Origin of the sequence: Bacillus sp. FJAT-27251, assembly GCF_001273925.1 — a bacterium.
GTDB lineage: Bacteria > Bacillota > Bacilli > Bacillales > Cytobacillaceae > Mesobacillus_B.
Genome location: NZ_LIGG01000001.1, coordinates 4,227,825 through 4,242,307, shown reverse-complemented (window position 1 = coordinate 4,242,307; position 14,483 = coordinate 4,227,825). Strand labels below are relative to the sequence as shown.

The window sequence follows — 14,483 nt, the reverse complement described above, 5'->3', positions numbered from 1 at the left end:
TTTTATGCATATAATAAGATTTAAATATAATATTCCTTCGGGGTCGGGTGTAATTCCCAACCGGCGGTGATGAAGCGAGCGCTTCTTAGTCCGTGACCCGGTTAACTTAGGTTAAGCGGTGGATCTGGTGAAACTCCAGGGCCGACAGTAAAAGTCTGGATGGGAGAAGGAAAAAATTTTCGAAACAGGGTTTTTTATTGGGACAAGTGTGCCCATTTGATACCCTTAATTTCCTATTGCCGTTTTAAGGACCCCAAAGCATCGGTATGATGCTTTAGGGTCCTTTTTTAGTTGAAACAGGTGAAAAGCCTGTAGTTGGAAGGAGACTTTTGGATGAACGATCAGGAATACATGAAGCTGGCGATTGGGCTTGCCAGGAGTGCGGCGGGACAAACTTCCCCAAACCCATTGGTTGGAGCAGTTGTGGTGAAGGATAAAGAGATCATCGGGATGGGGGCCCATCTAAGGGCTGGCGAACCTCATGCCGAAGTCCATGCGATTAGAATGGCGGGTGAAAAGGCAAAAGGAGCTACGATTTACGTGACTCTCGAGCCATGCAGCCATCATGGGAAGACCCCCCCATGCGCAGATCTTATCATTGCTTCAGGCATTGAAAGAGTTGTGGTTGCCTCAACCGACACCAACCCGCTTGTAGCCGGCCGGGGCATCGGCAAACTGAAAGATGCGGGAATCGAGGTTGAAACAGGAGTTCTTGAAGAGGAAGCCCGCGGGATGAATTCAATCTTTTTCCACTTTATCGAAACCGGTCTGCCCTTTGTCACTTTAAAGTCGGCTTCCAGCCTGGACGGAAAAACAGCGACGGTAACAGGGGAAAGCAAATGGATTACCGGGGAGGAAGCACGGCGCGATGTCCATGTGCTCCGCCATCAGCATGATGCCATTTTGGCGGGAGTCAATACGGTAATCATGGATAATCCAAGCCTGACAACCAGGCTGCCAGGCGGAGGCAAAAATCCTGTCCGTATCATCCTGGATTCGACCCTTCGCATCCCGCTTGATTCCCATGTAGTGGTTGACGGAGAGGCACCGACCTGGGTGATGACCACCCGGAGGGCCGACCCGCAAAAAATGGCCGGCCTGGAAGCTGCAGGCGTACAGGTGGTCCAGCTCGAAAGCGAAGTGCTGGATATTCCCGAAATGCTGAAGATACTTGGCAAAAAAGGGATCACCTCGGTCCTTGTAGAAGGCGGGGCAGAGGTGCATGGAAGCTTTCTTTCAGCAGGTACCTTTCAGCAGGTAATCACCTATATAGCTCCAAAGCTCATTGGCGGTAAGCTGGCGCCATCCGTTTTTGGCGGAGAAGGACTGAAACAGATCAAGGATGCCGTGTCACTGGAAATTGATGAAGTAACCATGGTTGGCAAGGATATTCGTATTGTTGCTGTACCGAAAAGGAGTTGAAGCCATGTTTACTGGGATTATTGAGGAAATAGGAACCATTGCCGGAATCCGCCGGACAGGGCCGATGTTTGAAATCTCCATCCATGCCGAAAAAATCCTTAAAGATGTAAACCTTGGCGACAGCATTTCCATCAACGGCGTCTGCCTGACGGTTACTGAGTTTACAACTGGAAGATTCTCTGTCGATGTCATGCCTGAGACGGTTAAAGCAACCAATATAAAGGACCTCAAGCCGGGCTCCAAGGTGAATCTGGAGCGGGCCATGGCAGCGGGGGGCCGTTTTGGCGGGCATTTTGTTTCAGGTCATGTGGATGGAATCGGAACGATAGTCCGGAAAGAGCGGCTGGAAAATGCGGTTTACTATGAAATTCAAGTAAGTGAGGACCTGGCTGCGGGGATGATTATGAAAGGATCAGTTACCGTCGATGGGACAAGCTTGACGATTTTCGGAGTGACAGAAAATACATTTACGATTTCATTGATTCCCCATACAATGGCTGAAACCATTATTGGCCAAAAGGAAGCCGGGGACCAGGTGAATATTGAATGCGATATGATTGGCAAATATGTGGGACATTATTTAAGGAACACTGGCGTCGGCGGGAAAAAGCAGGATATTACAAAGAGCTTTTTGGAAGAGAATGGATTCGTATAAGGAGGGAAGCAGATGTTTGACAAAGTTGAAGAGGCCATCGAAGATTTGAAAAATGGAAAAATCGTGATTGTCTGTGATGATGAAGACAGGGAGAATGAAGGGGATTTTATCGCCTTGGCCGAAAAAACAACTCCTGAAACCATCAACTTCATGGTGACGCATGGCCGGGGGCTGGTTTGCATACCGATTGAGGAAGAACTGGCAAAGAAGCTGGAACTTAATCAGATGACCTATCAAAATACCGATCCCCATGGAACGGCATTCACCGTAAGCGTGGACCATAAAAGCTCCACAACGGGAATATCGGCTCATGAAAGAAGCAGGACGGTTCAGGAGTTGATTAATCCCGATTCCAAGCCTGCCGATTTCAAGCGGCCGGGACATATTTTTCCGCTGATTGCCAAAAAAGGCGGAGTACTTAGAAGAGCAGGGCATACAGAAGCGGCGGTGGACCTGGCAAAACTGGCTGGTTCCGCACCGGCAGGCGTCATCTGTGAAATCATGAATGAAGATGGGTCAATGGCCCGTGTTCCGCAGCTTCGCGCCATTGCGGACAAGTTCGGTCTTAAAATGACCACCATCAAGGATCTTATCCAGTATCGCAACAAGCAGGAAAAGCTGGTCCAAAGAGAAGTGGAGATTGACCTTCCAACCGAATTCGGAGATTTCAGGGCTGTCGGCTATACAAATGTCGTCGACGGCAAGGAACATGTCGCCTTGGTGAAAGGAGATATATCCACTGAAGAGCCGGTGCTTGTCAGGGTCCACTCCGAATGTCTGACCGGCGATATTTTCGGGTCCTTCCGCTGTGACTGCGGACCCCAGCTGCACGCTGCCCTGTCCCAGATCAACGAAGCGGGCAGGGGCGTTCTCCTGTACATGCGCCAGGAAGGACGAGGAATTGGCCTTATCAATAAGATGAGGGCATACAAGCTTCAGGAAGATGGATTGGATACCGTAGAGGCGAACGAGAAACTCGGGTTTGGCCCCGACCTTCGCGACTATGGCATTGGCGCCCAAATCCTCAGGGACCTTGGCATCAGGCAGATGAAGCTGCTGACAAACAACCCAAGGAAGATCAGTGGTCTGGGCGGCTACGGCCTTGAAGTGACGGAACGTGTCCCGCTTCAGATGGAAACAAAAAAAGAAAATGAACGCTATTTAAAAACAAAAAAATCGAAGCTTGGACATATGCTTCATATTTGATTTTAGGAGGATGCAAAATGGGAAAAATATTTGAAGGAAATCTGGTTGGGTCTGGACTGAAAGTCGGCATCGTTGTGGGCCGTTTTAATGAATTCATTACTGGCAAGCTCCTGAGCGGCGCACAGGATGCGTTCAGAAGGCATGGCGTTCTTGAAGAGGATGTGGATGTCGCCTGGGTACCTGGAGCATTTGAAATCCCGCTGATCGCACAAAAGCTTGCAAACAGCGGCAAGTATGATGCGGTCATCACTCTTGGTACAGTCATCCGCGGTTCGACACCGCATTTTGACTATGTATGCAATGAAGCGGCCAAAGGGGTTTCGGCTGTAGCACTGAACAGCGGCATCCCGGTAATTTTTGGAGTGCTTACAACCGATTCCATTGAACAGGCGATTGAAAGAGCTGGCACGAAAGCAGGCAACAAAGGTTATGAAGCGGCTGCATCAGCTATTGAAATGGCCAATCTGGCCAAAAGCCTTGAACTGTAAAAACTGGATAAGGCAAGTTGCTTAGCAGCAGTTTGTTTCTGTATTATAATGCAAAGGGGATGGCCATTTGGCTGTTCCCTTTATTTCATTAAAAGGGGAAGAAGAATGAAACTGGTATCCTGGAATGTAAATGGGCTTAGAGCCTGCTGCAATAAAGGTTTTTTGGATTATTTCAAGGAAGTGGATGCAGATGTTTTCTGTGTGCAGGAAACGAAGCTTCAGGAAGGGCAGATCCAATTGGAGCTAGGTGAGGAATATCAAGATTACTGGCATTATGCGGTGAAAAAGGGGTACTCTGGAACCGCAGTTTTTACCAGGATTGAACCCCTCTCAGTCAAGTACGGGATAGACATGGAGGAATATGACTCGGAAGGCCGCGCGATTACGCTGGAGTTTGATGGCTTTTACCTTGTCAATGTGTACAGTCCCAATGCGCAGCGGGACCTTGCGAGACTTCCGTTCAGGCTCGCTTGGGAAGACAGGCTGAGGGAGTACTTGCTTGAACTGGATGCAGTCAAGCCCGCCATTTTATGCGGAGATTTGAATGTTGCTTTCCGTTCCATTGATCTAAGAAATCCGAAATCCAACAAAGGGAACTCGGGTGTTACGGATGAAGAACGCGGAAAAATGGCTGAGCTGCTGGACAGCGGTTTTGTCGATTCCTTCAGGCATTTGCATCCCGACCAGGAAGGCGCCTATACGTGGTGGAGCTATATGAACAAGGTCCGTGAGCGGAATATCGGGTGGCGGATCGACTATTTCATTGTTTCGAACCAGCTGGCATCCTCGATAAAAAAGGCGGAAATCGATGCGCATATCATGGGCAGCGACCACTGTCCGATCTTGCTTGAACTGGATTTGTGATGAAGACAATACATTATGATTCTAAGAAGCTTGTATAGCTGCCGTACTCATTAATAAAACGTACCGGTTTTAAATGTAAGGGAAAATGGAAAATAAGCCCTTTTATTAGGGGCATTCTCATTAAGGGATTTCTATAATCATAACTGGGATTGAACAATAAACGGAAAATTTCCGGTTAAGTTGGGAAATACCATCATTTCCCGTAATTTAAGGGGAATTTTTCCGTTTATCTTAATAAAATCCTTACATTTAGCTCTAAAAAGAGAAGTTAGTCGGAGTTTATCCCCTTATTTAGGCTTCTTATGCCCCTGATATATACATTAACCGGATTTTCTCCGCTTATGAAATGCCATTCATTTCATTTTCACAAAAAAGATGCAGTCCAATTCATTTGCGAATTGGACTGCATCTTTTTTCTTCTATTTAGAGCTTCTTCCTCGAACCGTAACCCCTTCTAACTCATAGCGGCCTTTCAAAAAAAGAAATGTTAGCAATTTTGCCATAAAAATAAAAAATTACTTGTGCCGATATATGTTTAAATGTAATATACTATATATAAATAAGCATAACACAATTGGTTTTATCAATCTCTATTATTATATCCTATTGGGGTGCTGAGGGGCGGTGAATTCAATCAAACTATCAAAGCGACAGGAGGAAATCCTGCATATCGTGAGAGAAGACGGGCCCATTACGGGAAAGCAGATTGCCGACAGGCTTTCATTGACGAGAGCTACTTTGCGTCCGGATCTCGCCATTCTGACGATGGCCGGAAACCTTGAGGCCAAACCCCGGGTAGGCTATTTTATCAACCCCCAAAGCGCCATCAAGCAGGATGCGGCCAGCCTGGCAAGCCAGCTTGTGGGTGATTACAAGGCTCACCCCATTGTCGTACCCAAATCGGCTTCCGTCTACGATGCGATTGTGCAGATTTTCCTGGAAGATGTGGGAACTCTTTATGCCGTGGACAAGAATGGGCTATTGGCTGGTGTCATTTCCAGGAAAGACTTGCTGCGGGCGGCCATTGGAAACAGCAATCTTGAGGAACTACCGGTCAGCGTCATAATGACGAGGATGCCCAATGTGATTACGGTGTGTCCTGATGAAACCCTGCTCGAAGCAGGCAAAAAGCTGATGCAGAATCATATTGACTCCTTGCCGGTAGTCCGGGAAGTGGACCAGGAAAACCAGTTGTATGAAGTAATCGGAAGGATTACAAAAACCACCATTACCAGAGCATACGTTGAACTCCTTGATTATTAACCTTGAAAGGATGTGAGCAGTCTTTGAAGCAGAAGGAAGCAGTTTATGTAATTTCCGACTCGGTCGGCGAAACAGCCGAATTTGTCGTAAAGGCCGTTGCTACCCAATTTAACGGCGGCAGTGTGGATATTCGCCGCAATTCCTATGTGGAGGATGCCGAAGATATTGAAGATGTCATTATATTGGCCAGACAGAACAACCGGTCCATTATCGCTTATACGCTGGTCGTACCCGAGTTGAAACACTACCTGGACCTGCGGGCTGCCGAAGAAGGCATCCTTGCGATTGATCTTCTCCAGCCGCTGATGAAAGCGTTTGAGCAAAAATTTGAAAAGGCTCCAAACCAGCAGCCGGGATTGATGAGGAAGCTGGATGACGAATATTTCCGTAAAATAGAGGCAATTGAATTTGCTGTTAAATATGATGATGGCCGTGATCCGAGGGGAATTATCCGGTCCGACATTGTGCTGATCGGGGTATCACGGACTTCCAAAACCCCATTGTCCATGTATTTGGCCCATCAAAGATACAAAGTCGCGAATGTGCCGCTTGTCCCGGAAGTAAAGCCGCCTGAAGAACTTTTCAATGTTCCTCGCAATAAATGTGTCGGGCTCGTCATTTCCCCAGACAAGCTGAATGAGATCCGGCGTGAGCGCCTGAAAGCACTGGGTCTGACATCACAAGCCAATTACGCCAGTTTTGAACGGATCCTTGAAGAACTGGATTATGCTGAAAAAATCATGAAGAGGGTGGGCTGCCCGGTCATCAACGTTTCCAACAAGGCAGTTGAAGAAACAGCCAGCCTGATCCTGGACATTTTGAAAAAAGAGAGGAGCCATACATAATGACCAAATTTGTGTATATGTTCAATGAGGGAAAAAGTGACATGAAAGAGCTTCTGGGCGGAAAGGGTGCCAATCTCGCCGAAATGACCAGGATCGGCCTTCCTGTGCCTTTTGGTTTCACGATTTCAACTGCAGCCTGCAACGCCTATTACGAAGCGGAAAAGAAAATMCCCGCCGAAGTACAGGCGCAGGTTCTTGAAGCATTGACCACCCTCGAAGAAAATAGCGGAAAAAAACTGGGTGACCCAAACCGTCCTCTCCTCGTTTCTGTACGTTCCGGTGCGGTTTTCTCCATGCCGGGTATGATGGATACGATCCTGAATCTTGGCATGAATGATGAAACAGTGGAAGGGATGGCAATGCTGACTGGAAATCCGAGGTTTGCCTATGATTCCTACAGGCGCTTCATCCAGATGTTTTCCGATGTCGTTCTCGATGTAGACACGTTCTTTTTCGAGCAGCTGCTCGAGGAAACAAGAGAAGAAAAAGGATATTCTTCCGACCCGGAACTTACAGCAGAAGATTGGAAAGAAGTGATTTCCGGCTATAAGCGGATTGTCAGGAAACACACCAAAAAAGAGTTCCCGCAGGATCCAAAAGAACAATTGTTTCTGTCCATCAACGCCGTTTTCAATTCCTGGAACAACCAGCGGGCTATCGTTTATCGCAGGCTGAATAAAATTCCCGGCCATCTTGGCACAGCTGTAAACATTCAAAGCATGGTATTCGGAAATATGGGGAACGACTCTGGCACAGGTGTCGCATTTACCCGCAACCCGTCTACCGGAGAACACCTTTTATATGGCGAATACCTAATCAATGCCCAGGGAGAAGATGTGGTCGCTGGAATCCGTACACCGCAGCCAATCCAAACACTGCGCAATGAGATGCCAGAAGTGTACCAGGAATTTGCGGACACCTGCATACGGCTTGAACAGCATTACAAGGACATGCAGGACATCGAGTTCACTGTCGAACGAGGGAAGCTGTTCATCCTTCAGACCCGTAACGGAAAACGGACTGCCCAGGCCGCGATCCGCGTGGCGGTCGAAATGGTCAAGGAGGGAATCATCGGCAAAGAGGAAGCGCTTCTGCGGGTTGATCCTGACCAGCTGAACCAGCTGCTTCACCGCCGGATTGACGACCAATTTGAAAGGACCCAGCTGGCCAAGGGGCTGCCAGCTTCACCAGGGGCTGCTACCGGAGAGGTAGTATTCGATGCAGACGAAGCTGAGGCCCTCACCAAGGACGGCAAAAAAGTCATCCTGGTCAGACCGGAAACGACACCGGATGATATTCACGGTATCGTTGCCGCCCAGGCGGTTGTAACAAGCCGTGGCGGAATGACCAGCCATGCCGCTGTTGTAGCGCGCGGGATGGGAAAAGCCTGCATCTGCGGCTGTGAGAGCATGAAAATCGATGTTAGGGCAAAGGAATTTTACGTGGGAGAAACCATTGTGAAAGAGGGAGAAATCATTACGATTGACGGAGCAACAGGGGAAATCATGCTAGGCGAAATCCCGATGATCGAGCCTGAGCTGTCAAAGGAATTCCAGGAACTGCTAAGCTGGGCGGATGAAATTCGGGAGCTTGGGGTAAGAACGAATGCCGACAATCCCGAAGACTCCCTGAAAGCCCGTGAATTTGGTGCCGAAGGAATCGGCCTGTGCCGGACAGAGCATATGTTCATGGATGCAGCACGTGTTCCAATCGTCCAGGAAATGATCCTTGCTGAAACATTTGACGAGCGCCGGGCTGCCCTCGCGAAGCTCCTTCCAATGCAGCAGGAGGATTTTGAAGGAATCTTTGAAGCGATGCAAGGGTTTCCTGTCACTATTCGCCTGCTTGACCCGCCGCTTCACGAATTCATGCCGGACAAAGAGGAACTTCTGGTTGAGACGGCGAGGCTGCAATTGACAGACCCGGGATCGCCCGAGCTGAGGGCAAAGGAACAGCTGCTGAAAAAGGTGCGCCAGCTTGATGAGTTCAACCCGATGCTTGGCCACCGCGGCTGCCGCCTGGGAATGATCCACCCGGAAATTTACGAAATGCAGGCAAAGGCAATATTCTATGCAGTAGCTGCCCTTGGAGATAAAGGAATTGCCGTAAACCCGGAAATCATGATTCCGCTTGTCGGCCATGTGAATGAACTCAAGGAAATGAGAAAGCTGGTGGAAGAAGCGGCGGATGTGGTCAAAACGGAAACAGGCAAGGAATTCAGTTATACCATTGGTACGATGATAGAGATTCCCCGGGCGGCGATTACGGCCGACCAAATTGCCGAAGAAGCAGATTTTTTCTCCTTCGGCACAAACGACCTGACTCAAACAACGTTCGGCTACAGCCGGGATGACGCCGAAGGGAAGTTTCTGCAGGCTTATATTGAAAATAAAGTGCTCCCTGAAAATCCATTTGCGGTTCTCGACCGTGAAGGAGTCGGCAAACTGGTCGAAACCGGTGTGAAGCTTGGAAGGCAGACAAAACCGGAATTAAAAACCGGAATTTGCGGCGAACATGGCGGCGAGAAAAGCTCGATTGAATTCTGCTACCAGGCAGGACTCGATTACGTAAGCTGCTCTCCTTACAGGGTTCCCATTGCCCGCCTCGCTGCCGCGCAAGCGACCATCAGGCATAAGGAACATCGGGAAAACAGGACGCTGCAGGTTAACTGAATAAAGCCGAGCAGGAAACGGTGCGAAATTGCACCGTTTTTTTATGTATGTATGGCCGTGCCAAATGAGACGCTAACAATGATACGAGTATGGTCCGTTTAGGATTGCTTGAGAGGCAATTAGGGTACTGTTTACTGCGTCAGGTTTACTTTTTTATGAAAGGCGGGGGAAGCAACATGCCGTGTTCCACCAATGATGAATTAAATGCCCTTGTAAAAGAGGCAAAAAAAGTCCTGCAATACGGGAAAGTAGCTGATTATATTCCAGCCTTGCAAAAAGCGAATAGTGATGACCTTTCGGCGGCGATTTTTTATCCGGACGGAAGATGTATTTCCGCCGGTGATATCGAACAGAACATCACTTTGCAAAGCATTTCCAAGGTGTTGACCTTGGCGCTCGCCCTGATGGACTGCGGAGAGGAAAAAGTATTCAGCAAAGTGGGCTATGAACCAACTGGCGACCCTTTCAACTCGATTATTAAACTGGAAACGAGCCAAAGTGCCAAGCCGCTGAACCCGATGATCAATGCGGGTGCCTTGGCAGTCACCCATCTTATCAAGGGGGAGTCAGTGGAGGAGCGGCTGCAGCGTCTTCTTGATTTTATCAGGGCTTTGGCCGGAGACAGGGCAATCAGCTACGACGGGGAAGTGGCCAGCTCCGAATACCAGACCGCGGACCTCAATCGTGCATTATGCTACTACATGAGGAAAGATGGAATCATTGATGAAGATGTTGAAGAGCTTCTGGATTTGTATACCAAACAATGTGCGATTCAAATGGATTGCCTGGATTTGTCACGTGTGGGTCTTATCTTCGCCATGGATGGGCGTGATCCTGTCCGTGAAAAACAGCTGATTCCAGTCGAGGTAGCCCGTTTGTGCAAAACGTTCATGGTCACATGCGGCATGTACAACGCATCTGGAGAGTTTGCCATCAGGGTAGGAATTCCGGCAAAAAGCGGAGTATCCGGAGGCATTATGGGTTCTGTCCCAAACCGGTTCGGCATAGGCATTTTCGGCCCAGCCCTGGATGAAATAGGGAACAGCATCGGAGGCATGAAACTGCTTGAACTGATGTCGGAGCAATACGATTTAAGCATCTTTTAGGATATCGCATCAGGGAAGTAGCAGGATTGTAATTTTACAGAAAAGAAACTGCAAAAGTTGGCTGGTAGAATGGGGGATAAGCTATGCTTTAAACTGCATAAGATACTTTCATAAAGGAGCGTACCCATGGAACAACATGTGAAAAAGTCACTTGAGGAATGGAAAGCAGAGATTTCCCTGTTACTCCATGAAATTGATCAGGAATATGAACATGTGAAACAGGAGCTGCAGGTATATTCCTACAAATTCAGCATTACGAAACAAGTTGTCCAGTCTACTGTCAATGAGGAAATCATCCGGGACATTAGGGAATTGTACCACATTCCATTTGAACAAAAATTCAACCAGCTTAAGGAAGAAATCAAGGATTTGGAAGAAAAGAAAAAGGTTTTCCAAATGTTTATTGATAAAATTGACAAGGTTGGTCTGGATAGACAGCCTATTTCTTGCTGAGGTCTTCTAAATGGTGGTATAGTTGATGCGGTGCAATCTTATGATGATTACATATGGAATTCGTCATCAAGGATCCACTAAAAGTCCGCATGTACATAGGCATTGATTCTAGTGCCCGAAAACAGCGTGATCGATGATCGCGTTGTTTTTTTATGGGGAATAATAAAGTGAGAAGCAAATTAGGAGAGGGCAGTTAAAATTGCTCCAATGAAAGCAGGGATAGGATTGCGTGATTTTAAATCTTTAGGCATTTCAGAAGCTTTGGCAGGAAAACTGCGAGAGGAAGGGATTGTCCAATCAACTCCAATTCAGGAGAAGGCCATTCCCTTTGTAATGGACGGCAAGGATGTTATTGCACAGGCACAAACGGGAACTGGAAAAACTTTTGCCTTTGTTTTGCCGATTCTTGAAAAAATCGATAGAGGTTCTTCACATATACAGGCCCTGATTGTCACACCCACGAGGGAATTGGCGCTGCAAATAACCGGCGAGGTAGAAAAGCTTATTGCAGACATGGAAGATGTTCATGTCCTTGCTGTTTATGGCGGGCAGGATGTGGCAAAACAGCTGAATAAATTAAAAAACAAAAATGTCCAGATAGTCGTTGGAACTCCGGGAAGGCTGCTGGATCATATCCGCAGGGAAAGTGTCGATTTATCGCAAGCTTCATTCCTCGTGCTGGACGAAGCAGATCAAATGCTTCATATTGGCTTCCTTCATGAGGTGGAGCAGATTATCCACGAAACCCCAGGCAGCCGCCAAACCATGCTATTTTCAGCCACGATGCCAGCTGAAATCAGAAAGCTTGCCCGAACACATATGAAAGAACCACAGTATATTCAGGTGGAAAAGACCCAGGGACCAGCCGAAACGGTAAAGCAAATCGCCATTCATACCGTGGACAGGGCGAAACAGGGAACCTTGGTCCAGCTGATTGAAACGCATCGGCCCTTTCTTGCGGTGATTTTCTGCCGGACGAAAAGGCGGGTAAGCAAGCTGTATGATACTTTGAAAGCAAACGGCATGCTAGTCGATGAACTTCATGGGGACCTTTCCCAGGCTAAGCGGGAGCAGGTAATGAAAAAATTCCGGAATGCCGAAATCCAGCTGTTAATTGCTACGGATGTAGCGGCGAGGGGGCTTGATGTCGAAGGAGTCACCCATGTCTTTAACTATGACATCCCATTGGATGCAGAGAGTTACGTCCACCGGATTGGCAGGACCGGCCGGGCAGGAACAAAAGGCTTGGCCATCACCCTTTATTCGTCAAAAGACCGACCGCTGCTTGACCAGATTGAAAAGGATTTGGATATAAGGATTGAAAAGAAAAATATCGGCAATATGGAGGGGAAAGAGGACGAGAAGACTTCTTCTGGAAAAAAGCCCGCTAGGCAAAGAGACCGCCGACCCGGCAGCACCTCCACTGTTACTGGAAAACAGTCTAATGATAACAGGAGGGGAAAAACCAGACAGGAACGAGTTTCCTCGAAGGGTCCGGGGCAGCGCAGCCGGGAAGATAAAGAGATAAGCACCCGGACCAGGGGCAACGACAGAACTGAAAATAAGAAAGCCCAGCGCAACACAGCCAAAAGGAAGCCACTGCCATCCAAAGCAGCAGGCGCTAAACCGAAACGGGGAAGAAGGTAAGAAAAATAGTCAGGAGTGAAAACAGATGCTAAAACAGGAAATCCAAAAATATCTTGAAGCGCAAGAAGATGCAGCTTCCATACAGCTTTTCAGGGAAGAAAAGGAGTATGCGGAAAAAAACCGCCTTCTTAAAGAAGGGGAGGGCGTGGTGGAGAAGCATCCTTCAGAACGGTTCAAAGAAGCCTATATAGAACGGGGAGACAAAGAAACGGAGAATTTCCTTGGGGAAGAATCTGCGGAATTTTTATCTCAGCCTATCGGCTATTTTAAAAAGCATAAGAATGAATTCATGTACCTTGAGACAAAGTGGTTCGATATTGTGGGCGTTGATGCAGTCTCCTTTGAAATGGACGATGTGTTTGGCACCTATGATGTAATGCTCGGTTTAAGGCTGCCAAAAAAATATGGAAAGGCAATGAATAGCTATCTGGAAAGCCAGATCAAGGGAGAAGATGCAAAGTTCGATTTAATGTTTGATGCCAATGAAGGCATTTGGAATTTGAACTTTGCCTTGAACGGCCTTGAAGGCTTTAGTGAAGAGTTAACCATTGATGAAGCATATAGGTTAATATATGCACTTCTGTTCAAGCTGGCAGAGAGAATGGAACAGGGAGAATAAAGCAAAGGCCATGATACCAGCATCATGGCCTTTTTTAGTTATAGCTTGCTTTACGGCGTGATAATTCTGATAATAAAGAAAACGGATATCAGGAGGTGCCTGCATGTTTGAAAAAGTGATTGATCCCAGGGTTTCCGAAACGGATGGTGCCGGCCATATCAACAATACGGTGATTCCTGTCTGGTTTGAATCCGGACGCGATGAAATCTTTCGGCTGTTTACCCCGGATTTAAGCTTTGATGATTGGAAGATGGTCATCATCCATTTTGATGTCGATTTTGTCCATCAGCTTTTTTATGGTAAAAAAGCGATTGTTAAGACATGGATTAAGGAGATTGGCAATACAAGCCTGAAGGTATACGAGGAAATCCATCAGGAAGGCAGGTTGTGTGCAAAAGGAAATGCCGTCTATGTGAATTTCAGCTTTTCCAAACAAAAGCCGGAAAGAATCCCGGATGATATAAGGGAAAAGCTTAGCCAGCATTTGCTTTAATGATATATTGTATATTTGGAAAGTTTTTGTGTTAATTGCGACTATCTTTTTAAATTTATCCGAAACCCGGACATGCATCTGAATGTCCGGGTTTCGTTTTTTAATTCCTTTACCCCGCTAGATTATTACCTTGCTAATTTACTAAAATTTACCAAAAATTATTGACATAGTGCTTGTGAAGGGAATACAATAAAGGTAAGTTATTAGTCAAGAGGAAAAATTCAGAAACTTAGAGGTCGCCATGCAAAAAATAGCTATCGGGAAACTGGCCATCCTCCTTGCCTCCCTGTCAGAGGAGGAACTTAATCAGTTTAAGCCTGACTTGGCCCAAGTTTCATTTTGCCAGGGGAAGGTAGGCAGCATGAACATGCAAAAGGTGATTGCGGCAGTGGAAACGGCAGCCAAGCGGAACGGGCTGATTCATGACAGCCTTTATCGTGAGACGCATGCCTTGTATCATGCCATCATGGAAGGAATCGAAGGGCTGACAAGAGGAAAACCGGCAATTGGCGAAATGAGCCGGACCGTTGGCCTCCGCTTTTCCGTTGTTCGCGGAAAGCCCTACAGTGAAAGCGGCGAAGGGGAATGGATTGCCGTCGCCTTTTACGGCACGATCGGTGCTCCGGTTAAAGGAGCGGAACATGAAACAGTCGGGTTGGGTATTAATCATATATAAGGAAGCATTGCCTATAGTTCACTAGTCAAAAGGAGGCGATGATGGTATCACTATGCCATTATCGCCTCCTTTTT

At 47.4% G+C, this 14,483-nt stretch carries 14 protein-coding genes and 1 riboswitch; all 14 genes read left to right on the top strand.

The annotated features are described in order from the left end of the window. Positions 1-29: 29 nt before the first annotated feature. Positions 30-175: riboswitch (FMN riboswitch) on the top strand. A 158-nt stretch (positions 176-333) separates the two neighbouring features. The 14 genes from ribD to hutP all read left to right on the top strand — a co-directional run bounded on the left by ribD (position 334) and on the right by hutP (position 14,409). Beyond that, positions 334-1,422, top strand: a complete 1,089-nt coding sequence (gene ribD, locus ADU22_RS19940; protein ID WP_053363729.1) for a bifunctional diaminohydroxyphosphoribosylaminopyrimidine deaminase/5-amino-6-(5-phosphoribosylamino)uracil reductase RibD — start codon at positions 334-336, stop codon at positions 1,420-1,422. A 4-nt stretch (positions 1,423-1,426) separates the two neighbouring features. Continuing rightward, on the top strand, positions 1,427-2,077 hold the full coding sequence (ribE, locus tag ADU22_RS19935) for a riboflavin synthase (protein WP_053363728.1): 651 nt from the start codon (positions 1,427-1,429) through the stop codon (positions 2,075-2,077). Positions 2,078-2,089: 12 nt separating this feature from the next. Further along, on the top strand, positions 2,090-3,283 hold the full coding sequence (locus ADU22_RS19930) for a bifunctional 3,4-dihydroxy-2-butanone-4-phosphate synthase/GTP cyclohydrolase II (RefSeq protein WP_053363727.1): 1,194 nt from the start codon (positions 2,090-2,092) through the stop codon (positions 3,281-3,283). 17 nt (positions 3,284-3,300) lie between these two features. Further along, positions 3,301-3,771, top strand: coding sequence for a 6,7-dimethyl-8-ribityllumazine synthase (ribH, locus tag ADU22_RS19925; RefSeq protein WP_053363726.1), 471 nt, complete (start codon positions 3,301-3,303; stop codon positions 3,769-3,771). 105 nt (positions 3,772-3,876) lie between these two features. Next, positions 3,877-4,635: an exodeoxyribonuclease III gene (locus ADU22_RS19920; protein WP_053363725.1), complete on the top strand. Its 759-nt coding sequence runs from the start codon at positions 3,877-3,879 to the stop codon at positions 4,633-4,635. A 624-nt stretch (positions 4,636-5,259) separates the two neighbouring features. Then, positions 5,260-5,898 carry a transcriptional regulator CcpN gene (ccpN, locus tag ADU22_RS19915; protein WP_082252945.1) on the top strand — a complete coding sequence of 213 codons (639 nt, stop codon included), beginning with the start codon at positions 5,260-5,262 and terminating at the stop codon, positions 5,896-5,898. A 23-nt stretch (positions 5,899-5,921) separates the two neighbouring features. After that, positions 5,922-6,743, top strand: a complete 822-nt coding sequence (locus ADU22_RS19910; protein WP_053363724.1) for a pyruvate, water dikinase regulatory protein — start codon at positions 5,922-5,924, stop codon at positions 6,741-6,743. After that, the gene (ppdK, locus tag ADU22_RS19905; protein ID WP_053363723.1) at positions 6,743-9,415 is read left to right on the top strand and encodes a pyruvate, phosphate dikinase; all 2,673 of its coding nucleotides are present in this window, start codon (positions 6,743-6,745) and stop codon (positions 9,413-9,415) included. Before ADU22_RS19910 ends, ppdK begins: the two co-directional genes overlap by 1 nt. Before the next feature lie 176 nt (positions 9,416-9,591). Next, on the top strand, positions 9,592-10,521 hold the full coding sequence (glsA, locus tag ADU22_RS19900; RefSeq protein ID WP_053363722.1) for a glutaminase A: 930 nt from the start codon (positions 9,592-9,594) through the stop codon (positions 10,519-10,521). A 126-nt stretch (positions 10,522-10,647) separates the two neighbouring features. Next, the gene (locus ADU22_RS19895; RefSeq protein ID WP_046523984.1) at positions 10,648-10,974 is read left to right on the top strand and encodes a hypothetical protein; all 327 of its coding nucleotides are present in this window, start codon (positions 10,648-10,650) and stop codon (positions 10,972-10,974) included. 207 nt (positions 10,975-11,181) lie between these two features. Continuing rightward, positions 11,182-12,621: a DEAD/DEAH box helicase gene (locus tag ADU22_RS19890; RefSeq protein ID WP_053363721.1), complete on the top strand. Its 1,440-nt coding sequence runs from the start codon at positions 11,182-11,184 to the stop codon at positions 12,619-12,621. Between the two features lie 25 nt (positions 12,622-12,646). Beyond that, positions 12,647-13,240 carry a hypothetical protein gene (locus ADU22_RS19885; protein WP_053363720.1) on the top strand — a complete coding sequence of 198 codons (594 nt, stop codon included), beginning with the start codon at positions 12,647-12,649 and terminating at the stop codon, positions 13,238-13,240. A 103-nt stretch (positions 13,241-13,343) separates the two neighbouring features. Next, a complete protein-coding gene (locus ADU22_RS19880; protein WP_053363719.1) occupies positions 13,344-13,733 on the top strand; it encodes an acyl-CoA thioesterase in 390 nt (129 codons plus the stop codon). A 241-nt stretch (positions 13,734-13,974) separates the two neighbouring features. Next, positions 13,975-14,409, top strand: coding sequence for a histidine utilization transcription antiterminator HutP (hutP, locus tag ADU22_RS19875; RefSeq protein WP_053363718.1), 435 nt, complete (start codon positions 13,975-13,977; stop codon positions 14,407-14,409). The last annotated feature ends 74 nt before the right edge of the window (positions 14,410-14,483 follow it).